Below are 19,359 nucleotides of genomic sequence, written 5' to 3' on the forward strand. Positions count from 1 at the left end.
CTCAGCGCTGCACGGTGAACGTCAGCTTCTTCGACGCGACCAGGCCGCCGTTGTCGGTCACGTGCAGCACCACCGACTCCCGCCCGGCCTTGCCGAAGGTCTTCGTGAACACCGCCTGGGTGGACCAGGTCGTGCCGTTGCTCTCCGCCCAGCGATAGGCCGTGATGCTGCCGTCGGGGTCATAGGAGCCGCTCGCCGTGAAGCTGCAGGCCCGGCCGGCGGTGCAGTTCACCGCGGGCTGCGCCACCGGCGCCACGTTGGCTACGGGAGCGGGCTCCGGCGCGGGTAGCGGTTCGCTGGTCGCGCCGGGAATCACGTAGCCGGTGAGCGTGCCGCGCGTGCGGTCCAGGGTTCGTCCCTCGAGTGACGCGCTGTCGACGAAGAAAGCGATCGCGCCCGCACCGCACAGCCCCTTGTGGCTCCAGCGCACGACGCCCGACGCATCGGTCGTGCCGGTGACCGCCTGGTTGGTCCAGTAGTCGTCGAGGAAGCGGCCGCTCACCTTCACGTTGGCCAGCGGAGTGCCGGTCTCGCTCCTGATCGTCACTGCGGCAGTGGCCAGGTTGTGCATCCTGCCGCCCTGCACGCAGCTGCCCGGAAGCGCCGGGTCCTGCACGAACTGCCCGGTCATCACCAGCGAACTGCTCACCAGGCAGTTCGAGGCGCAGGCGCTCACCGGCGTCAGCTTCACCAGGCGCTGGCTGCGACCGATCATCACCTGGGACAGCACCTGCCCGGCGGCATTCATGGCGCCGGCATCGGTCACGGTGGCTCCAGGGTAGGCGGGTGACATGCGCGCGGCCAGGGGCTGGCCCAGGCCGGCCGGACCGGGCGCGACCATGCCGGTGCTCTGCGCGGTGAAGGAGACGTCCTGGCCGGCACTGATGGCCCCCATCCGCGCGCGCGAGAGGCGGCCCGTGCCCGCGCCCGTCAGCTGCTGCCAGCCGCCGCCCGCGGTCAGGCGGAACGGGTACACGAGGTTCTGCGAACCGGTGGTCACCAGGAAGTGCGCCTGGTCGCCGTCGTCGTTGATCACGCTGCCGTTCGAGCCGACCCCCATGAAGCCCTGCGGCGGCGGCGGCAGCGCCTTCGCGCTGCGCGGCTCGCCGAGCTGGTACCAGAAGCCCCAGGTCACGACCTTGCCGCCGGGACTCATCGCCAGCGGACGCTCGTTGGGGTAGCCCATGGCACGCAGGTCGACCATTCCGGCCGCCTGCGTCCACATGAAGGGCAAGGCGATCGATGGAATCGCCCCGCCGAGGGTGGCCCACCCGACCAGGCGCCCCTGCTCGTCCAGCCCGCCCACGTCGACGCTCGACGTTCCCGGGAACACGCCCAGGTCCCTGGCGGAGTACCCGCCGGCCCCCGGCAGCCACACCACCGCGCGCGTGGCGCTTCCGGGCACGCCCGCCATCCCGGCGATCAGGCCGGAATTGTTGATGTACATCGGATACTGACTGTTCGCGTCCGCCCCGGGCACCGTCGGCAGCACGATGCGCTCGCCGCCCTTCCACAGAACGGTTTCCTCGGCGGGCAGGCAGAAGGGTCCGCAGCCGGGATCCGGGTGGGACTTGCCGACCACGTGGCCCGCGTCGTTCAGGTCGTTGCCGCTGGCCGCGGGGGCGACGAAGTCCACGGCGTACATCGGCGCCGCCAGCGCGGTGCCCTGGAGCGCCTGCGCGCCTGCCGCCTGGTCCGGCGCGCTGCTCGCGTCGTCGCCGCCGCCCCCACAGGCGGCGAGGACGGAAACCAGGAGGGCCGGCACGAGCGGGCAGGATTTCATGATGCACTCCATTCGTTGAGCTGATGCCAGGGCACCGGACAAGCTGCCGCACGGCGAGGACTCAGGCTACCGACCGCACCCTTCGCCATGTTTGACGTCGGGCAAACTTGGAGGGGTGGTTACGACTGACGCGCATCCTTACTGGAAACCCCCAGCACGGCGCGCCGGGCGCGGTAGAACAATTCGCTACACCCCGGTCCACGCGAAGGAGCCCGCCATGCATCGCAAAGCCTTCCTGGTGTTCGCCGTCCTGGTGCTGGCCGCCACCGCGGCGGCCGCGCAGAACGCGGCGCAGGGCATCACGCGCAACGAGGTCGTCCTCGGCTCCATCCAGGACCTGTCGGGCCCCATCGCCGCCTTCGGCAAGCAGGCCCGCATGGGCATGCAGTTGCGCATCGACGAGATCAACGAACAGGGCGGCGTGCACGGCCGCAAGATCCGGCTGGTCGTCGAGGACTCGGCCTACGACCCCAAGAAGGCGGTGCTGGCGGCGCAGAAGCTGGTGAACCAGGACAGGATCTTCGCGATGGTGGCGCACATCGGCACCGCGCAGAACATGGCGGCCATGCCGGTGCAGTTCGAGAAGAACGTCATCAACTTCATGCCGCTGACGGCGGCGCGCGAGATGTACGAGCCCTTCCACCGGCTCAAGTACGCCTACCTCTCCTCCTACTACGACCAGATCCGCGCCGCACTGCCCAAGCTGGTGAAGGAGAAGAACGCGAAGAAGGTCTGCGCGCTCTACCAGGACGACGAGTTCGGCCTGGAGGTCGTGCGCGGCGCCGAGGCCGGCCTGAAGGCCATCGGCATGGAGGTGGCGGAGAAGACCACGTACAAGCGCGGCGCCACCGACTTCTCCTCGCAGGTCGCGAAGCTGAAGTCCTCCAGCTGCGACCTGGTGGTGATGGGCACCATCATCCGAGAGACCATAGGCACCATCGCCGAGGCGCGCAAGACCGGCTACAACCCGGTCTTCCTCGGCTCCGCCGCGGCCTACACCGACCTGATCCACAAGCTCGGTGGCAAGGCGGTGGAGAACTTCTACGCCACCCATACCGTGCAGCACCCCTACCTGGACGAGGCTTCGCAGCCCCTGCGCTTCTGGGCCAACAAGTACAAGACCAAGTTCAACGAAGACCCGACGGTGTTCTCCGCCTACGGCTACAACATCATGGAAGCCTTCATCTCCGCCGCCCAGAAGGCCGGCCCGAACCTCAGTACAGAAAGCTTCATCAAGGCCATGGACACGCTGGTGATGCCGCCCGACTTCTTCGGCGGGCCGCAGGCGAGCTTCGGGCCGCAGAAGCGGCTGGGCAGCAACCTGTCGCGCCTGTCGCAGATCCAGGACGGGCGCTGGAAGGTGGTGTCCGACTACGTCGGTCCCTGAGCCTCACGCGCGGCCCGCCACAAGCCGCCCCGGGGCGGCTTGTTTGTTGGTACGCTCGCCCGGATGAGTTCGCCCAATCCGCTCAAGACGCCGGAGCTCGAGTTCAGGTCGCTGCTGTTCCTGGTGCTGGTGGCCTCGGCACTGTTCGCCCTGATCCTGTGGCCCTTCTTCGGCGCCGTGTGCTGGTCGGTGTTCATCGCCATCGTGTTCTGGCCGATGCACCGGCGCTTCCTGCACGGCAGCCACAACCGCCCCAACATGGCGGCCGCCGCGTCGGTCACCGTGATCGTGCTGATCGTGATCCTGCCGATGACGATGCTGGTCGCATCCATCACCGACGAGGCCTCGCAGATGGTCGCCAAGCTGCGCTCCGGCGAGATCAACATCGGCACCTATTTCCAGCGCATCCTCGCGGCGCTGCCCGAATGGGCGCGCGGCATGCTGCAACGCTTCGGCATGGGCGACCTGCAGCTGCTGCAGCAGAAGGTGATGACGGCCATCGGCACCAGCGGCCAGGCGCTCACCTCGCGCGTGGTCGGCATCGGCCAGGTGACGCTGGACTTCGTCGTCGCCTTCTTCGTGATGCTGTACGTGCTGTACTTCCTGTTCCGCGACGGCGACAGGCTCTCCCAGTCGATCGCGCGGACCATCCCGCTGCACCCGCAGCACACGCGCCGGCTGCTCACGCAGTTCGCCACCGTGGTGCGCGCCACCGTCAAGGGCAACATCGTGGTGGCGCTGGTGCAGGGCGCGCTCGGCGCCATCGCCTTCTGGTTCCTCGGGCTGCCCGGGGCGGTGCTGTGGGGCACGGTGATGGCCGTCCTGTCGCTGCTGCCCGCCGTCGGCGCCGTGCTGGTGTGGGGCCCGGTGGCCGCCTATTTCTTCTTCACGGGCGACGTGGTCAAGGGCATCGGCCTGACCGTGTGGGGCGCGCTGGTGATCGGGCTGGTGGACAACGTGCTGCGGCCCATCCTGGTGGGCCGCGACACGCGCATGCCGGACTACCTGGTGCTGGTCACCACGCTGGGCGGCATCGTGGTGTTCGGGCTCAACGGCTTCGTGATCGGTCCGGTGATCGCCGCCGTGTTCCTGGTGAGCTGGGAGATGCTCGCGTCGGCGCGCCAGCAGCCGACGATGCTGCCGCCGCCCTGAGCCGCCTTGCCGGCGCGCTTGCGCGGGGCGGGCGCTTGCCGGCCCTCGCTGCGCAGGATGGTCGTCGTCGCGCCTTCGTCCTCGCCGCCCGGGAGCTCCTGCAGCAGCAGGTCGCAGCCGAAGCTTCCGGCCATCTCGCCGGGCGCAAATTCGAAGGCCCCCAGGATGCGCACCTGGTCGCGCAGCAGGCCGGCCTGCTCACGGCCCTGCAGCGTGCCGGCACCCAGGACGGCGCCGTCGGCGGAGAGCACGACGACGCGCAGCCGCTGCGGGTCGCTGGTGGGCAGCTGCATCGCCATCTGGAAGGCGCGGGCAATCGGGGCGGGATCAGCAGGGGCAGACCGGCTTGGCATCGCGGCAAGGTATCGGCAGTCACAAAAATGTTGTGCCCAGACGTTGCCCGGGCAACAGTTTGGAGCAGCCATTTACACCGCCCGTCGCCGCATTCCCCGGCCGGCATCCTCCTTCAGGCCGAGCTGGTTACCAGCCCTCACATAAGAAGTTTGCCTAAACAGCCGGGATCTGCGTACTCATGCTTCACTTCGTTCATGAGCAGCAGCGATGCCCTGATCTGGCTGGCGATGGTCACGGTGGCCGTCACCGTGGTCGCGCAGCTGTGGCACTCCTGCGCGCCGCGCGGCGCAGCGGCGGGCCCGCAAGCGCCGCTACCAGCGGGCCGGCTACGAAAGCCGCCCGCAACAGTTGCGGCCGGGCAGGGAACCGGCCGCCGGCATCAGCCGCGAGGAGGCGCGGCGGTGCGGCGGCACGCCGAGGAAGCGGCCACACTGGCGGCCGCCGGGGCCGGAACACTCACCAATCCTTACGCGCCAGGCACCCAGGAATACGTGCTCTGGATCGCCACCTACCACCTGCGCCTGACCGAACTGGCCGAGGAGCAGGAGGAACAGGGCACCGTGCGCGTCACGAAGGCGCCCGACTACCCTTCCCTGAGCCGGCCCTGAGCGGCACCAGCAGGTGCTTCAGGCCGTTGTGGTCGATCTCGTGCATCAGCGCCAATAGCCGCCCCAGCTCGCCCGGCGGGAAGCCTCGCGCGCGAACCAGTTCAGGTAGTTGCCCGGAAGGTCCGCGATCGGCGTGCCCTTGTACTTGCCGTAGGGCATCTCCAGTTCGACGAGGCGCTGCAGGGGGTCGGTCACCCCCGCGATTGTGCGCGAGCCCCGCCATCCCCGCCCCGCGTGCACAAAGCTTGCGCTGCCACAAATACACCGGCGCCGCGCGGCGTTACCTTTGCGGCAAGGAGTTGCGCCATGAGCATGCTGACCTGGGATGAGAAGTACAGCGTCGAGATCGCCGAGATCGACCGGCAGCACCAGAAGCTGTTCGGCCTGCTGGACGAACTGTACGAGGCCATGCAGGACGGGCAGGCGGCCGAGGTGGTCGGCAAGGTCCTGGACCGGGTGATCGATTACACCGTGTACCACTTCGCGTACGAGGAAAAGCTCATGCGCGACGCCGGCTATCCCGACGACGCCGCCCACCGCGCCGAGCACGTCGAACTGGCCGACCAGGCCAAGGAACTGGCCCGCCGGCTGCAGGCCCGCCAGGGGACGTGCCGGTGGCCACGCTGAAGTTCCTGTGCGACTGGCTGGGACGCCACATCCTCGGAACCGACAAGAAATACGCACCTTTCCTGGCCGCCAAGGGCATCCACTAGCCGGGGCGGGCACGAGGCGCTACCATCTCAGCGCTGGAACCCGCGCCATGGCCAACCGCATCCCCTATCTCGACCCCGAGGTCAAGCCGCCCGACTACCGCGTCCCCCGTGGCCGCAGCGGGCAGGGCTCGAAGTCCGCCCTGGAAACGCTGCTCAAGGACATCGACCGCATCCGCCGCGCCAAGGAGGCCTACGGCGACCTGCCCCCGCGGCAGGGCTGGCAGGTCCGCTACTGAGCCCCGGCGCCCCTCGGCGCCCCCGCCCCTCCCTTCTCCTGATCCAGGTCAAGTGCGTCCGCGCCCGGGCCGCGCCTTGGCGGCTTTGTGCCCGGCCATGTGCGTAAACGCACATCGGCCCCGGCCCCGCGGTCCTTACAGTCCGGCTCACCGATTCAACCCCTCGCAGAAAGCAAAGACATGAAGAACATCCGTCGCACCGTTTCCGCCGCCATCGCCGCCGCCGGCCTGGCCCTGTCCGCCGTGGCCTTCGCCGCCGCGCCCGTCCCCACCGGCACCTACAAGGTCGATGCCGCCCACTCCGGCGCCTTCTTCGAAGTCGGCCACCTGGGTGGCGTCAGCCGCTTCATGGGCCGCTTCAACGACATCGCCGGCGACCTCGTGGTGGACGCGCCCGAGAAGAGCAAGATCTCCGTGACCATCAAGACGGACAGCATCGACAGCAACCACGAAGGCCTGGACAAGCACCTGAAGAGCCCCGACTTCTTCAACGCCGTGCAGTTCCCCACCATGACCTTCACCTCCAGCGCCGTGAAGCTGGACGCCAACGGCGCCGGCACCATCGCCGGCAACCTGACCCTGCGCGGCGTGACCAAGCCGGTCACCTTCCAGCTCAGGCAGGTCGGCGCCGGCAAGGGCATGAAGGGCGAGCAGCGCGTGGGCTATGTCGCCACCGGCACGATCAAGCGCACCGACTTCGGCATGGGCTACGGCGTGCCGGGCGCGGCCACCGACGAAGTGGACCTGCGCATCAACATCGAAGGCGTCAAGCAGTAAGGACGACAGCGCCGGCCCCGCGGCCGGCGCGTCGCACGGAGCCCCCATGCCCGACACCTCGTTCTTCCTGCCGCTGCTGCTGCAAAGCGCGGTGGTGCCGTTCGGCGTGGCGCTCGCCGTGCTGGCGGCCTGCCGCGCCGCGCGCCTGGACGCCCTCGCGTCCCTGCTGGCCGTCGCGGCCGGCTTCGTCGCCTCCTATTTCGCGATCCTGCATGCGCAGTGGTCGCCGGTGCCCAAGGTGGCGCTGGACTGGCTGCCCTGGATCGCCGTTGCCGGCGCGGTCGCGGCGATCGCCGGGGACAAGCTTCCCGGCGCCGTGTCCCGTTTCGCGCTGCGCCTGCTGGTGTCGCTCGTGGCCGGCGGTCTGATCGTGTCCTCCGCGCTCGGCAGCCTGGGTCCCGTCAAGGCGGCGCTGACGGCGCTGGCCACCGGCCTGGCGCTCGCGGGCCTGTGGACCCTGGTCACGCGCCCGGCGCAGGGCGCGGCGACGCGCCCGCTGCTGCTGGCCGTGGTGGCCGGCGGTACCGGCCTGGTGCTGATGATGGACAGCAGCCAGTCGATGGGACAGCTGTCGGGCGCGCTGGCGATGGCGCTGGCCGCCTGCGTGCTGTTCGCGCTGCCCGCGATCGGCGTGCGCTTCACGCCGGCCGCGGCCGGCCTGGCCGTGCTGCTGCTGGGCGTGCTCTGGGCCACCGCCCATGTGTATTCGGGCTTCTCCCTCGGCTACGTGGCGCTGCTCGCGGGCGCGCTGTTGATCGACCCGCTGCTGGGCGTCATCCGCCGCAGCGAGCGCGGCGGCCTGCCCTGGGTTCCGGCGGCGGTGCTCACCGCGATCCCGGTCGCGGTCACCGTGGCACTGGCCGTCAAGGCAATGCAAGAGTCCGGCGGGTACTGAGTCCCTCCCTCGCTCCCGCCCTTCCGGGGCCGCCCTTTGCCGGGCGGCCCTTTTTCATTCGGCCAGCGGCTTGGCGTCGCCGCCCAGCGTGGGCAGCGGCGGGGCATCGGGCTGGCGGGCCGGGATCGCCTCGGTCCACATCTGCACGTCGTCGGCGGTCATGGTGCTCACCGGCGTGAGGCGGCCGTCGACGTAGCCGAGCTTTTCCACGTCGTGCAGGTACTGCTCGCGCGACAGCAGCGTGCCGGCGCACACGTGCGGATCCTGCGCGGGCGGCTGCGCCACTTCCTCCTTCAGGCGGTCCGCCAGGTGCTCCATCACCCAGCGCGGCACGCGATCGCGCTCGCCCGGGTAGATGAAGCCGAACAGAGTGAGGTGCGCGAGCAGCACGCGCCAGTGCGGGCCGAAGCGCTCCACCAGCCGCTTCCAGTCGATGCGTTCGGCGTTGGCCCGCACCAGGTGCGCGATGTCGGCGCCGTCGTAGCGCTCGCGCTCCATGATGAAGGCCTTGGACAGCATGCCGTCCTCCATGTTGGCCACGCGCACCGGCACGCCCAGCACGTCGGCCCAGGCGTTGTCCTCGAACCAGCGGTCGTCCACCGGCGTGAGGCCGTTGCCGGAATTGAAGATCAGGTCGATGAAGTCCTCGCCCGCATGGACCTTGGGGCCAGCCAGTGCGGGTAGGTCATCTCGGTGTGCCAGCCTTCGGCCTGCATCAGCTGCGCGGCCCGCTCGTAGTCCTGGCGGCGGATGAACAGGTCGAGGTCCTTGGTCGAGCGCCGGATGCCCGTGAAACAGGCATGCGCGAACGCGCCGCCGACCAGGAAGGGGATTTCCGCGTCCACCAGCACCCGCAGCGCGCGGCGATAGAAGGCGGCGGTGTCGGGCGCGACCTCTTCCTCGAGGGAGGGTGCGAGGGCAATGGTGGAGCACATGCCTGCGAGATTACGAAAGGCCGGCCGGCGCGGGTCTCGGCGGACACGCCTTCGGAGCTAAGGACGAGGAACCTCACGAAGCGTCAGCGCCCGCCTACAGGCGTCCCGCCCCAATCGGAGCAGCATTCCCGTTCCTCAGCCAGAAGAACGCCTCGTCAACATGGGCAAGTCTCCCAGCAGCGTCCGCTTCGCCGTCGTCGGCGACATCCACGTCACCAAGGAGTCGGCGGGCACGCTGCGTGCCTTCTTCGCCAAGGCGGCAGAGGCAGCGGACGCCCTGCTGCTGTGCGGCGACCTCACCGACTACGGCACGGCGGAGGAAACGCAGGTGCTGGTCGACGAACTGTCGGTGGTGAAGGTGCCGATCGTGGCGGTGCTGGGCAACCACGACTACGAATCCGGCACGCCGGAGATCGTGATCGAGATCCTCAAGAAGGCCGGCGTGCGCGTGCTCGATGGCGAGGCCGTGGAGATCGAAGGCGTGGGCATCGCCGGGGCCAAGGGCTTCGCCGGCGGCTTCGGCCGCGGCTCGCTGGGCGCCTGGGGCGAACCGGCGGTCAAGCTGTTCGTGCAGGAAGCGCTGCACGAGGCGATGAAGCTGGAGGCGGCGCTGGCCAAGCTGCGCACGCCGCGCAAGATCGCACTGCTGCACTACTCGCCGATCGCCGGCACGGTGGAAGGCGAGCCGCACGAGATCTTTCCCTTCCTCGGGAGCAGCCGGCTGGAAGAGCCCCTGCTGCGCTACCCGGTGGACGCCGTGTTCCACGGGCACGCGCACCGCGGCACGCTGGAAGCCAAGACGATAGGGGGCGTGCCGGTGTTCAACGTGGCCAAGCCGCTGCTGCAGCGCAAGCTGCCGGACCAGCCGCCCTTCCGCCTGTTCGAGCTGCCGCGCGAGGCGGACGAGCCCGAGGCGGAGGCGCAAGCTGTCCCGGAGGCCGTGAAGTAGCCGCAGGCGCCTGGCCCGCCCGCGGATCAGCCAGCGTCGGTGCGGAAAGCCTCGATCGCCTTCTTGGCGTCCTCGATGGCGTCTTCTTCCAGCTTCCGGCTGCCCCAAGTGGGCTTGCCGCGATAGCTGGCCAGGGCCGAAACCCGCTTGACCACCTTGCCGTCGAGCCGGACCGTGTAGTTGCCGTGCCGGTCCGCCTCGATTTCGTAGGTGGGGCCCGTGCCCTCGCGGCCGCTGTATGTCGTTTTCATCCGCGTATTTTCGCCGACGACGCGCAGCCGCCGCAGGCTCACTCCATCGGCGTCTTCTTGCCGTCCTTGTAGGTGTAGAGCGTGGTCGCCGCGTTCTTCAGCTCGCCGTTCGGCTCGAAGGCGATGGTGGAGGTGACACCCTTGAAGTTGGTCTTGGCCAGTTCGGGGTGTAGACCTTCGGGTCCACCGAGTTCGCGCGCTTCATCGCGTCCACCAGCACGAAGGTCGCGTCGTAGGTGTACGGGCTGTAGACCTGGAACTGGTTCGGGTACTTGCCGTCGTACTTGGACTTCCAGGCGTTCCCGCCGGGCATCCTGGCCAGCGAGGCGCCGCCTTCGGCACAGACCACGTTCTCCAGCGTCTTGGCGCCGGCCGACAGCTTGGCGATTTCCGCCGTGCAGATGCCGTCGCCGCCGAAGTACTTCACCTTCGTCATGCCCAGCTGCTCCATCTGGCGCAGCATCGGGCCGGCCTGCGGGTCCATGCCGCCGTAGAACACGGCATCCGGGTTCTTGGCCTTGATGGCGGTGAGGATGGCCATGAAGTCGGTGGCCTTGTCGTTCGTGAACTGTTCGTCCACGATCTTCGCGCCCTTGGACTGCGCCGTCTTCTTGAACACCTCGGCGACGCCCTGCCCGTAGGCCGTGCGGTCGTCGATGATCGCGATGTTCTTCAGCTTCAGCTTGTCGGTCGCATAGAGCGCCAGCGCCGCGCCCAGCGCGTTGTCGTTGGCGATGATGCGGTAGGTGGTCTTGTAGCCGGGCTTGGTCAGGTTCGGGTTGGTGGCCGCGCCGGTGACGTGCGGGATGCCGCAGTCGTTGTAGACCTTCGATGCGGGAATCGTGGTGCCGGAGTTCAGGTGGCCCACCACGCCCGCGACCTTGGCGTCGCACAGCTTCTGCGCGGCGGCCGTGCCCTGCTTCGGGTCCGCGGCGTCGTCTTCGGCCTGGATCTCGAAGCGCACCTTCTTGCCGCCGATGCTGATGTTCTGCGCGTTCAGGTCCTCGATGGCCATGCGCACGCCGTTCTCGTTGTCCTTGCCGTAGTGCGCCTGCGCGCCCGACAGGGGGCGACGTGGCCGATGCGCACCACCTGCACGTCGCCGCTCGCGGCAGCCGTGCCGGCCGTGGTCCCCGCTGCAGCGGCGGCCGATGCCGCATCGGCCGCGGGGGCGGGTGCCGGCGCAGGCGCGGGCGCGGCGGCGGTGGGAGCGGGGGCCGGCGCAGGGGCCGTGGTCGTTTCGACCTTCTTGCCGCAGCCCGCCGTCGCCAGCAGGGCGGCGGCAGCCAGGCTACCCAGGAACAAGCTCGTTCTCATTGCAATCTCCACTGGAATGGCAGGCATGGATTATTGCTGCACGGCCCGCGCGCGGGGCTCATCCGTAGCATCGATTGCTCGGCCGTGGTAACGGGACAGCTCAGGAAATGATGTAGGCCCCTGCTCCGCTCGACAGCAGCTTGCCTTCGGCGCCCAGGAATTCCATGCGCGTGCTCGCCACGCGCGAGCCCAGGCGCAGCACTTCCGCCCGCAGCTCGAAGGACTCGCCGATGGCCGGCCGCAGGTAGTCGATGCGCAGGTCGATGGTGCCCAGCTTGCCGAAGCGGTGCAGCCGCTGCGCCGGCGCCTCGTCCATGTGGCGCGCGCCGATCGCCGCCATCACCGCCAGCCCGCCCATGGCGTCGAGCCCGGCGCTCACCACGCCGCCGTGCAGCCGGTTGAAGCTGTAATGGCCGACCAGCTCGGGCCGCATGGCGATGCGGCCGATCACCTTGTCGGGCCGCATCTCCACGATCTTCAGGCCCAGCACGCTGTTGAAGACGATGCGGTTCTCGAAGATGTCGCGCAGGCCGGCGATGAACTCGTCCTCGAACTCCACGGGGACGGCGGGGGGGGATGGCGTGTCATAGGCCCAATTGTCGGGCAGCCAGGTCCTTCATGATTTCCTCGGCCCCGCCACCGATCATCATGACCTTGACCTCGCGGTAGATCCGCTCGCTCTTCGTCCCGCGCATGTAGCCCATGCCGCCCAGGACCTGCACCGCCTGGTCGGCGCAGAACTGCATGGTCTGCGTCGCGTGGTTCTTCAGCATGCACACCTGCGCCACGCAATCGGGGTCGGATTCCAGTTTCCCCTCGTCCGCCAGGACCGTCACGGCGTCCAGCCAGGCCTCGGTGGAGTGGATTCGCATCTGCATGTCCACCAGCTTGTGGCGGATCACCTGCTTCTCGACCAGCGCCGAGCCGAAGGCCTGGCGCTCGCGCGCCCAGGCCAGCGCCTCGTCCCCGCAGGCTTGCGCGAAACCGAGAGCCATCGCCGACATCGCCAGCCGCTCGCCATTGAAGTTGGACATGATCATGCGGAAGCCCGCGCCCTCTTCGCCCACCAGGTAGCGCGCCGGCACGCGCACGCCCTCGAAGCGCAGGTGCGCGGTGTCGCTGGCCAGCCACCCCATCTTGTCGAGGCGGCTGCGCGAGAGGCCCTGGCTGTCCCCCGGCACCACCAGCATCGAGATGCCGCCCGCACCGCGGGCGCCCGGCTCCCCGGTGCGCACGGCGACGGTGATCCAGTCGGCACGCATGCCGGAGGTGATGAAGACCTTCTCGCCGTCGACCACGTAGTCGCCGCCCTCGCGCCGGGCCCGCGTGCGCAGGGCGGCGACATCCGAGCCGCCGCCCGGCTCGGTGATGGCGAGGGCGGCGATCCGCTCTCCCCGCAGCACCGGCGGGATCACTTCCTGCTGCAGCTGCGCGCTGCCGTGCCGCAGGATGGGCGGCAGGCCGATGTTGTGCGAGAACAGCGCGGCCAGCACGCCGCCGCTGCCGCCATGGCGGCTGAGGGCGACCGACATCGCATTGCGCAGCGCGAAGGGTGCGGGCGTGCCGCCCATCGCTTCCGGATAACCCAGTCCCAGCAGGCCGAGCCGGGCCGCCTCGCCGTACAGCGCGCGCGGGACCTCGCCCGCTTCGTCCCAGGCCTGCGCATTCGGCGCGATGCGTTCCAGCGCGAAGCGCCGCACCGTCCCGGTGAGCGCCGCGATGTCGGAGCGCAATTCCTCGTTCATGCCGCTTCGAAGGTGACCAGCAGCTGCAAGCTCGCCACCTGCTGCCCGGCCTCGACGTGCAGGCTGCGCACCGTGCCGTCGCGCGGGGCTGCCAGCGCGTGCTCCAGCTTCATCGACTCCACCACCACCAGCGTGTCGCCCTTCTTCACGCCGCTGCCCGCCTGCGCGTGCACCGCGATCACCTTGCCGTTGAAGGGCACGCGCAGCTCGCCGGCCGCGGCACTGCCTTGGGCGCCCGCGGGCGGATCGAAGGAGGCATCGTGCAGGAACAGGTCGACGGGACCGACCTGCACGTGCCAGTTGCCCTCGTCCATCGCCACCACCTGCGCCTGGCCGGCGGCCACGCCCTCGGCCTCGCACAGCGGCACGTCGAACACGGAGCCGCGGTGCAGGATGCGCAGCGGCCGCGCGAAGGGTGAAGGCAGCGCGTGCGCCGCACCGCGCGGCAGCACCGCGGAGAAGGCGGCTTCGGCGGCGACGCCGTACTCCTCCTGTTCCAGCTGGTGGCGGATCGAGTCGGCGTGTTCGGCGAGGAAGGGGATCAGTGCCTCCCCCTTGGCGAACACCGGGTGCCGCAGGCAGGTGGCGAGCAGCCGCCGGTTGGTCGGCAGGCCGAGGATCTGCAGGCGGTCCAGCGCCGAGGCGAGCCGCCCGATCGCTTCGGCGCGCGTGGGCGCGTGGGCGACCAGCTTGCCCAGCATCGAGTCGTAGTAGGGCGGCACTTCCAGCCCGGCGAAGATCGCGTGCTCGAAGCGCAGCGGCCCGTTGCCCGGCCCGCTCATGGGCGGCGGCACGAAATGCCGCACCGTGCCCGCGTGCGGCCTGAACTGCTCGTCCTCGGCGCACAGGCGCACTTCGATGGCGTGGCCCTGGAAGCGCAGCTCGCTCTGGCGGCAGGGCAGGCGTTCGCCGCAGGCGATGCGCAGCTGCCATTCCACCAGGTCGAGCCCCGTCACCATTTCCGTGACCGGGTGCTCCACCTGCAGCCGCGTGTTCACTTCCATGAGATAGAAGGCGCCATCCTCATCCAGCAGGTATTCGACGGTGCCCGCCCCGACGTAGCCCACGCTGCGCGCGAGGTCCACGGCGCATTCGCCCATGGCCTGGCGCAGCTGCGCGTCCACCGCCGGACTCGGCGTCTCCTCGATGATCTTCTGGTGCCGCCGCTGCACCGAGCAGTCGCGCTCGCCCAGGTGGATGCAATTGCCGTGCATGTCGGCGAACACCTGCACCTCCACGTGCCGGGGCCGCAGCAGCGCGCGTTCCAGCAGCAGCTCGCCGGAGCCGAAGGCCGATTCCGCCTCCGAGCGCGCGCTGCGCAGGGCCGGCTGCAACTGCGACTCCTCGGTCACCAGCCGCATGCCGCGGCCGCCGCCGCCCGCGGCCGCCTTGATCATCAGCGGCAAGCCGATGTCCTGCGCCGCCGCCACCAGGCGTTCCTCGGACTGGTCGGCGCCCTGGTAGCCGGGCAGGCAGGGGATGCCGCGCGACTGCGCCAGCTGCTTGGCGCGCGACTTGCTGCCCAGCGTGCGGATCGCATCCGCCTGCGGGCCGATCCAGCTCAGGCCGGCGTCCTCCACCGCCTGCGCGAACTCCGCGTTCTCGCTCAGGAAGCCGTAGCCGGGATGCAGCGCGTCGGCGCCGCTGCTGCGCGCGGCCGACAGCAGCTTGTCGAAGCGCAGGTAGGAGTCGGCCGAGGCGTGGCCGCCGATGGGACTGGCGAGCGTGGCCTCGCGCACGTGCAGCGCGTTCGCATCGGCCGCCGAATACACCGCCACGGTCTCGATGCCGAGGCGGTGCGCCGTGCGGATGATCCGCCGGGCGATCTCCCCGCGATTGGCAACGAGCAGCCGGCGGATCTTCATGCTCACTGGGCGTTGGGGCGCTTGGCGATGCCCATCAGCTTGGCCAGGATGCCCATCATCACTTCGTCGGCGCCGCCGCCGATGGAGGCCAGGCGGCCGTCGCGGAACATGCGCGAGACCTTGTTCTCCCAGGTGAAGCCCATGCCGCCCCAGAACTGCAGGCAGGTGTCCGGCACCAGGCGGTTCAGGCGCCCGGCCTTCAGCTTGGCCATCGACGCCAGCTCCAGCACGTCCTGCCCCTTCACGTACAGGTCGCCGGCGCGGTAGGTCAGCGCGCGCAGCGACTCGACTTCGGTCTTGAGTTCCGCCAGCTTGAACTGCACCCACTGCTGGTCGGCCAGCGCCGCGCCGAACAGCTTGCGCTCCTGCGCCCACTCGATGGTCCACTGGATGCAGTTGGTGAGCGACTGCAGGCAGCTCGCCGCGGCCCACAGGCGTTCCTCCTGGAACTGCTGCATCTGGTAGATGAAGCCCTGGCCCTCCTCGCCGATGCGGTAGCGCTGCGGCACGCGCACCTCGTCGAAGTAGATCAGGCCGGTGTCGGAGCTGTTCATGCCGATCTTGCGGATCTTGCGCGCCACCTCGATGCCGGGACGCAGCTTGCCGTTCTCGCGCATGGGCACGATCACCAGGCTCTTGTTCCTGTGCACCGGGCCCTCGCCGGTGTTGACCAGCATGCACATCCAGTCGGCCTGCAGGCTGTTGGTGATCCACATCTTCTGGCCGGTGATCAGGTAATCGTCGCCGTCCTTGCGCGCGCGGCTCTTGATGCCGGAGACATCGCTGCCCGCGGCCGGCTCGCTGACGCCGATGCAGGTGACCATGTCGCCGGCGATCGCGGGCGCCAGGAATTCGCGCTTGAGTTCCTCGCTGCCGAAGCGCGCGAGCGCCGGCGTGGCCATGTCGGTCTGCACGCCGATCGCCATGGGCACGCCGCCGCACTCGATGTGGCCCAGCGCTTCGGCCATGGCCATCGAGTAGGAGTAGTCGAGCCCGGCGCCGCCGTGGGCTTCCGGCTTGGTCAGCCCGAGCAGGCCCAGCTGCCCCAGGCGCTTGAACACCTGGTGCGCAGGGAAGATCTCGGCTTCCTCCCATTCGTCCACGTTGGGTTGATCTCCTCGGTGATGAAGCGCTTGAGCGTCTTCTGGATCTCGAGGTGTTCGTGGGTGTAGTCCATGCCTGTCTCCTCACATGCGCGCGACGCCGAACTGCATGGGCCGCACGCTTTTCGTTTCCGCTTCCGCCACCGTGTCCAGGCAGAAGGCCAGCACCGCGCGCGTGTCGCGCGGGTCGATCACGCCGTCGTCCAGCAGCAGGCCCGAGGTATAGAAGGCGTCTGCCTGCGACTCGAACACGTTGACGATCTTGTCGAACTGCGCCTTCGCCTGCACCGCGTCGGGCAGCACGCCCTTGCGTGCCAGCGCGGCCTCGCTGACGATCTGCATGGTGCGCGCGGCCTGCTCGCCGCCCATCACCGCCGTGCGCGCGCTCGGCCAGCTGAAAAGGAAGCGCGGCGCATAGCCGCGGCCGCACATGCCGTAGTTGCCCGCGCCGAAGGAGGCGCCGCACTGGATGGTGAACTGCGGCACGGTGGCATTGGTCACGGCCTGGATCATCTTGCTGCCGTGCTTGATCATCCCGGCCTGCTCGCTCTCCTTGCCGACCATGTAGCCGGTGGTGTTCTGCAGGTACACGATGGGCTGCCCGAGCTGGCACATCCACTGGATGAAGTGCGTCGCCTTGTTGGCGCCGGGCACGTCGATCGGGCCGTTGTTGCTGATGAAGCCCACCGCATGGCCTGCGATGCTGCCCTGGGCGCAGACCGTCGCCGCGCCGTACAGCGGCTTGAACTCCAGGAGGGACCCGTCGTCCACCAGGCGGACCATGACCTCGCGCATGTCCACGGGCTCGCGCAGGTTGGAGGGCATGAGGGTGAGGAGGTCTTCCTTATTGGGGTCAGATTCCAATTTCGGGCGCGGCTGCGCCCCGCCCGTGCGCGCCACCACCTCCCGCGCGATCCCCAGCGCATGCCGGTCATCCTCGGCGAGATACTCGCCCAGCCCCGACACCGCGCTGTGCATCTCCGCGCCGCCCAGTTCCTCCTCGGTCGCGACCTCGCCGGTCGCCGCCTTGAGCAACGGCGGCCCCGCCAGGAAGGCGCGCGAGCGCCCGCGCACCATGATCACCACGTCGCTCAGCCCCGGCATGTACGCACCGCCCGCGGTCCCCGAGCCGTGCTGCACCGTGATCACCGGGATGCCCGCCGCCGACAGCCGCGCGAGGTTGCGGAACAGCGCGCCGCCCTGCACGAAGCCCTCGACGCGGTAGCGCATCAGGTTGGCGCCGGCGCTCTCCACGAGGTGGATGAAGGGCAGGCGGTTCTGCAGCGCGAGCTCCTGCACGCGCAGGATCTTGTCCAGCCCCATGGCCTGGATCGCGCCGGCGTCGATGCCCGAATCGCTGGCCACCACCATGCAGCGCACGCCGCGCACGAAGCCGATGCCGGCGATCATGCCGCCGCCGGGCACCGAGGACTCCGCCTCGCGCGTGTCCTGCAGGTAGCCGGCCAGGCTGCACAGCGGCAGGTAGGGCTCGCCGGGATCGAGCAGCAGGCCGACCCGCTCGCGTGGCAGCAGCTGCCCGCGCTTGTCGAACACCGGTCGCGCCTCGGCCGACTTGTCGGCGGAGCGCTGCTCCAGCGCGCGCAGGGCCTGGATGCGTGCGAGCATCGCCTCGCGCCGCTGCAGGGCCAGGGCCGACTGCGGATTCCAGGACGGCGCGAAGTTCATGGGCCGAACAGCTTGGGCGCCTGGTAGCGGTGGAAGCCGTCGAAGGGCTTGACCGCATCGCGCTGCTGCGCCTCGGCGGGCGCCGCGACCTGGCCCCAGCCCATGCGCACCTGCGGCCGCGCGCCGTCGATGCGCAGCACGGTGCCGCTGATGAAGGACGCGGCCGGCGACAGCAGGAACACGATGCCGGCGGAAGTCTCCGCCTCGTTGCCGAAGCGGCCGGCCGGCACCGTTCCGCGCATCTCGCGCAGCATCGCCGCCGCCTCCGGGGGATAGTGGTCCATGCCGCTGGAGGCGATGTAGCCGGGCGCGACGGCGTTCACGCGCACGCCGCTGCGCGCCCATTCCATGGCAGCGGTTTCTGTGAAGCTCACCATGCCGGCGCGCGCCGCGCCGCTGTGCGCCATGCCGGGCATGGAGCCCCAGATGTCCGCCACGATGTTGACGATGGAACCGCCCTGGGCCTGCATGGACTGCAGGTAGCACTCGCGCGCCACCAGGAAGCCGCCGGTGAGGTTGGTCGCCACCACTGCTTCCCAGCCCTTGCCGGTGATCTGCTCCAGGGGCGTGATGTACTGGCCCCCGCGTTGTTCACCAGTCCGTGGATGCGGCCGTGCGTGGCCACCATGGCCTGCACCACGTCCTGCACGGCGGACTCGTTGCGGATGTCGCACACGTGGAAGCTGCAGCGGCCGCCGTCGGCCACGATCTCGGCGGCCACGTACTGCAGCTTGTCCAGCTTGCGCCCGAGCAGCACCACATGCGCACCGAGGGACGCGAGCTCGTGCGCCGTGCAGCGGCCGATGCCCGAGCCGCCGCCGGTGACCAGGATGACCTGGCCCGCGAAGACGCCGGGCGCGAAGACGGAACGGTAATGGCCGCTCATGGAATCTCCCCGATGAAAAGTGCCAGCGCCGCCGACGTGAGGTCGTCGAGCGAGGCTTCCTTGCGCCGATCGAACCACTGCACCGACCAGTTCAGCGCGCCGAACACCAGCAGGCGAGCGAGCTTCACCTCCGCGTGCAGCCGGCCGGATGCGTGCAGCGCGCGCAGCACGGGGTCCCACACGCCTTCGTACTCGCTCTTGAGTGCGGAAAGCGTCGCGCGCTGGCGCGGCGTGATCGACCGCGCCTCGTACAGCATGACCGGATAGAAGTCGCTGCCGCTGCCCAGCAGCACCTCGAAGTGGTTGCGCACCAGGCGGCGCAGCTGCTCCTGCGCGTCCAGGCCTTCCATGCCCGCCAGCACGGTGCGCTGCCGCTCCAGCGCGCTGCGCATGCCCTCTTCCATCACCGCGAACAGCAGCGCCTGCTTGGTCTTGAAGTGATAGAAGGGCGAGCCGCGCTGCATGCCGGCGGCCGCGGCGATGTCGCGGGTGCTGGTGGCATCGAAGCCCTGGCGGCGGAACAGGCGCGCCGCGCCCAGGATCAGCGCGCGGCGGCGATTGCCGTCGTCACGCTCGTCCACCGTCTTGCGCGGCCGCCCGCGCGGGCGCTGGCCGCGCTGCGCGCGGGCGCTGGGGTGCGGGCGGAAGCCGGGTGCATTCCGGCGGACCATAGCAGAGCCCGCGAATTACGGCAAGCAAGCGCTCGGTGAAAAGAGA

The 19,359-nt window shown here is 69.7% G+C and carries 17 protein-coding genes and 4 pseudogenes; 8 read left to right on the forward strand and 13 right to left on the reverse strand.

Annotated features, from left to right (window positions below; translation table 11 throughout):
• Window position 1: 1 nt before the first annotated feature.
• Window positions 2-1,783 carry a PKD domain-containing protein gene (locus tag HK415_RS14415; RefSeq protein WP_171560432.1) on the reverse strand — a complete coding sequence of 594 codons (1,782 nt, stop codon included), beginning with the start codon at window positions 1,781-1,783 and terminating at the stop codon, window positions 2-4.
• 217 nt (window positions 1,784-2,000) lie between these two features.
• Here HK415_RS14415 and HK415_RS14420 point away from each other — a divergent pair, with 217 nt between their 5' ends.
• The 3 genes from HK415_RS14420 to HK415_RS14430 all read left to right on the forward strand — a co-directional run bounded on the left by HK415_RS14420 (window position 2,001) and on the right by HK415_RS14430 (window position 5,284).
• Window positions 2,001-3,170, forward strand: a complete 1,170-nt coding sequence (locus HK415_RS14420) for an ABC transporter substrate-binding protein (protein WP_171560436.1) — start codon at window positions 2,001-2,003, stop codon at window positions 3,168-3,170.
• A gap of 63 nt (window positions 3,171-3,233) precedes the next feature.
• Complete coding sequence (locus tag HK415_RS14425) at window positions 3,234-4,322, forward strand: AI-2E family transporter (RefSeq protein WP_171560439.1); 1,089 nt, start codon at window positions 3,234-3,236, stop codon at window positions 4,320-4,322.
• A gap of 548 nt (window positions 4,323-4,870) precedes the next feature.
• Window positions 4,871-5,284 carry a hypothetical protein gene (locus tag HK415_RS14430; protein WP_171560443.1) on the forward strand — a complete coding sequence of 138 codons (414 nt, stop codon included), beginning with the start codon at window positions 4,871-4,873 and terminating at the stop codon, window positions 5,282-5,284.
• Here HK415_RS14430 and HK415_RS14435 read toward each other — a convergent pair.
• Window positions 5,244-5,443, reverse strand: a pseudogene (locus HK415_RS14435) (DUF3820 family protein). The gene HK415_RS14430 and the pseudogene HK415_RS14435 sit on opposite strands and share 41 nt — an antisense overlap.
• Window positions 5,444-5,590: 147 nt before the next feature.
• On the opposite strand from HK415_RS14435, the gene HK415_RS14440 reads away from it, so the two are divergent.
• From HK415_RS14440 to HK415_RS14455, 4 genes are all read left to right on the forward strand, one after another.
• Complete coding sequence (locus HK415_RS14440; protein WP_171560448.1) at window positions 5,591-5,911, forward strand: bacteriohemerythrin; 321 nt, start codon at window positions 5,591-5,593, stop codon at window positions 5,909-5,911.
• 133 nt (window positions 5,912-6,044) lie between these two features.
• Entirely contained in the window at window positions 6,045-6,233 is a 189-nt protein-coding gene (locus tag HK415_RS14445; protein WP_171560453.1) for a hypothetical protein, read from the forward strand.
• Between the two features lie 180 nt (window positions 6,234-6,413).
• Window positions 6,414-7,010, forward strand: a complete 597-nt coding sequence (locus HK415_RS14450) for a YceI family protein (RefSeq protein ID WP_216369800.1) — start codon at window positions 6,414-6,416, stop codon at window positions 7,008-7,010.
• Between the two features lie 46 nt (window positions 7,011-7,056).
• Window positions 7,057-7,905 carry a hypothetical protein gene (locus HK415_RS14455; protein ID WP_171560456.1) on the forward strand — a complete coding sequence of 283 codons (849 nt, stop codon included), beginning with the start codon at window positions 7,057-7,059 and terminating at the stop codon, window positions 7,903-7,905.
• Window positions 7,906-7,959: 54 nt separating this feature from the next.
• Here HK415_RS14455 and HK415_RS25225 read toward each other — a convergent pair whose 3' ends face one another.
• Both HK415_RS25225 and HK415_RS25230 read right to left on the reverse strand, forming a co-directional pair.
• A complete protein-coding gene (locus HK415_RS25225; protein ID WP_253261890.1) occupies window positions 7,960-8,505 on the reverse strand; it encodes a hypothetical protein in 546 nt (181 codons plus the stop codon).
• A 29-nt stretch (window positions 8,506-8,534) separates the two neighbouring features.
• Window positions 8,535-8,840 carry a nucleotidyltransferase family protein gene (locus tag HK415_RS25230; protein ID WP_253261891.1) on the reverse strand — a complete coding sequence of 102 codons (306 nt, stop codon included), beginning with the start codon at window positions 8,838-8,840 and terminating at the stop codon, window positions 8,535-8,537.
• 160 nt (window positions 8,841-9,000) lie between these two features.
• Here HK415_RS25230 and HK415_RS14465 point away from each other — a divergent pair, with 160 nt between their 5' ends.
• Window positions 9,001-9,789, forward strand: coding sequence for a metallophosphoesterase family protein (locus tag HK415_RS14465; protein WP_171560461.1), 789 nt, complete (start codon window positions 9,001-9,003; stop codon window positions 9,787-9,789).
• Window positions 9,790-9,815: 26 nt separating this feature from the next.
• On the opposite strand, the gene HK415_RS14470 is transcribed toward HK415_RS14465, so the two are convergent.
• The 9 genes and pseudogenes from HK415_RS14470 to HK415_RS14510 all read right to left on the reverse strand — a co-directional run bounded on the left by HK415_RS14470 (window position 9,816) and on the right by HK415_RS14510 (window position 19,313).
• Complete coding sequence (locus HK415_RS14470) at window positions 9,816-10,082, reverse strand: hypothetical protein (protein WP_171560464.1); 267 nt, start codon at window positions 10,080-10,082, stop codon at window positions 9,816-9,818.
• Window positions 10,079-11,357: pseudogene (locus HK415_RS14475) on the reverse strand (branched-chain amino acid ABC transporter substrate-binding protein). The gene HK415_RS14470 and the pseudogene HK415_RS14475 overlap by 4 nt, the downstream one beginning before the upstream one ends.
• Window positions 11,358-11,457: 100 nt before the next feature.
• A complete protein-coding gene (locus HK415_RS14480; RefSeq protein WP_309246701.1) occupies window positions 11,458-11,916 on the reverse strand; it encodes a thioesterase family protein in 459 nt (152 codons plus the stop codon).
• A gap of 25 nt (window positions 11,917-11,941) precedes the next feature.
• Window positions 11,942-13,102: an acyl-CoA dehydrogenase family protein gene (locus HK415_RS14485; RefSeq protein WP_171560468.1), complete on the reverse strand. Its 1,161-nt coding sequence runs from the start codon at window positions 13,100-13,102 to the stop codon at window positions 11,942-11,944.
• Complete coding sequence (locus HK415_RS14490; RefSeq protein ID WP_171563448.1) at window positions 13,099-14,961, reverse strand: ATP-binding protein; 1,863 nt, start codon at window positions 14,959-14,961, stop codon at window positions 13,099-13,101. The genes HK415_RS14485 and HK415_RS14490 overlap by 4 nt, the downstream gene beginning before the upstream one ends.
• Window positions 14,962-14,969: 8 nt before the next feature.
• Window positions 14,970-16,144: pseudogene (locus HK415_RS14495) on the reverse strand (acyl-CoA dehydrogenase family protein).
• A gap of 10 nt (window positions 16,145-16,154) precedes the next feature.
• Entirely contained in the window at window positions 16,155-17,756 is a 1,602-nt protein-coding gene (locus HK415_RS14500; protein WP_171560471.1) for an acyl-CoA carboxylase subunit beta, read from the reverse strand.
• Window positions 17,753-18,642: pseudogene (locus HK415_RS14505) on the reverse strand (SDR family oxidoreductase). Before HK415_RS14505 ends, HK415_RS14500 begins: the two are co-directional and overlap by 4 nt.
• Entirely contained in the window at window positions 18,639-19,313 is a 675-nt protein-coding gene (locus tag HK415_RS14510; protein WP_171560476.1) for a TetR/AcrR family transcriptional regulator, read from the reverse strand. The pseudogene HK415_RS14505 and the gene HK415_RS14510 overlap by 4 nt, the downstream one beginning before the upstream one ends.
• Window positions 19,314-19,359: the final 46 nt, after the last annotated feature.

This window comes from Ramlibacter montanisoli (assembly GCF_013087525.1).
In the GTDB taxonomy this organism is placed as follows: domain Bacteria; phylum Pseudomonadota; class Gammaproteobacteria; order Burkholderiales; family Burkholderiaceae_C; genus Ramlibacter; species Ramlibacter montanisoli.

Excerpts from the sequence above, each read along its gene's own strand:
- HK415_RS14510 (WP_171560476.1), bottom strand. The coding sequence starts at position 19,313 with ATGGTCCGCCGGAATGCACCCGGCTTCCGCCCGCACCCCAGCGCCCGC.
- HK415_RS14450 (WP_216369800.1), top strand. The coding sequence starts at position 6,414 with ATGAAGAACATCCGTCGCACCGTTTCCGCCGCCATCGCCGCCGCCGGC.
- HK415_RS14440 (WP_171560448.1), top strand. The coding sequence starts at position 5,591 with ATGAGCATGCTGACCTGGGATGAGAAGTACAGCGTCGAGATCGCCGAG.
- HK415_RS25230 (WP_253261891.1), bottom strand. The coding sequence starts at position 8,840 with ATGTGCTCCACCATTGCCCTCGCACCCTCCCTCGAGGAAGAGGTCGCG.
- HK415_RS14430 (WP_171560443.1), top strand. The coding sequence starts at position 4,871 with ATGAGCAGCAGCGATGCCCTGATCTGGCTGGCGATGGTCACGGTGGCC.
- HK415_RS14500 (WP_171560471.1), bottom strand. The coding sequence starts at position 17,756 with ATGAACTTCGCGCCGTCCTGGAATCCGCAGTCGGCCCTGGCCCTGCAG.
- HK415_RS14425 (WP_171560439.1), top strand. The coding sequence starts at position 3,234 with ATGAGTTCGCCCAATCCGCTCAAGACGCCGGAGCTCGAGTTCAGGTCG.
- HK415_RS14455 (WP_171560456.1), top strand. The coding sequence starts at position 7,057 with ATGCCCGACACCTCGTTCTTCCTGCCGCTGCTGCTGCAAAGCGCGGTG.
- HK415_RS14415 (WP_171560432.1), bottom strand. The coding sequence starts at position 1,783 with ATGAAATCCTGCCCGCTCGTGCCGGCCCTCCTGGTTTCCGTCCTCGCC.
- HK415_RS14420 (WP_171560436.1), top strand. The coding sequence starts at position 2,001 with ATGCATCGCAAAGCCTTCCTGGTGTTCGCCGTCCTGGTGCTGGCCGCC.
- HK415_RS14445 (WP_171560453.1), top strand. The coding sequence starts at position 6,045 with ATGGCCAACCGCATCCCCTATCTCGACCCCGAGGTCAAGCCGCCCGAC.
- HK415_RS14465 (WP_171560461.1), top strand. The coding sequence starts at position 9,001 with ATGGGCAAGTCTCCCAGCAGCGTCCGCTTCGCCGTCGTCGGCGACATC.
- HK415_RS14485 (WP_171560468.1), bottom strand. The coding sequence starts at position 13,102 with ATGAACGAGGAATTGCGCTCCGACATCGCGGCGCTCACCGGGACGGTG.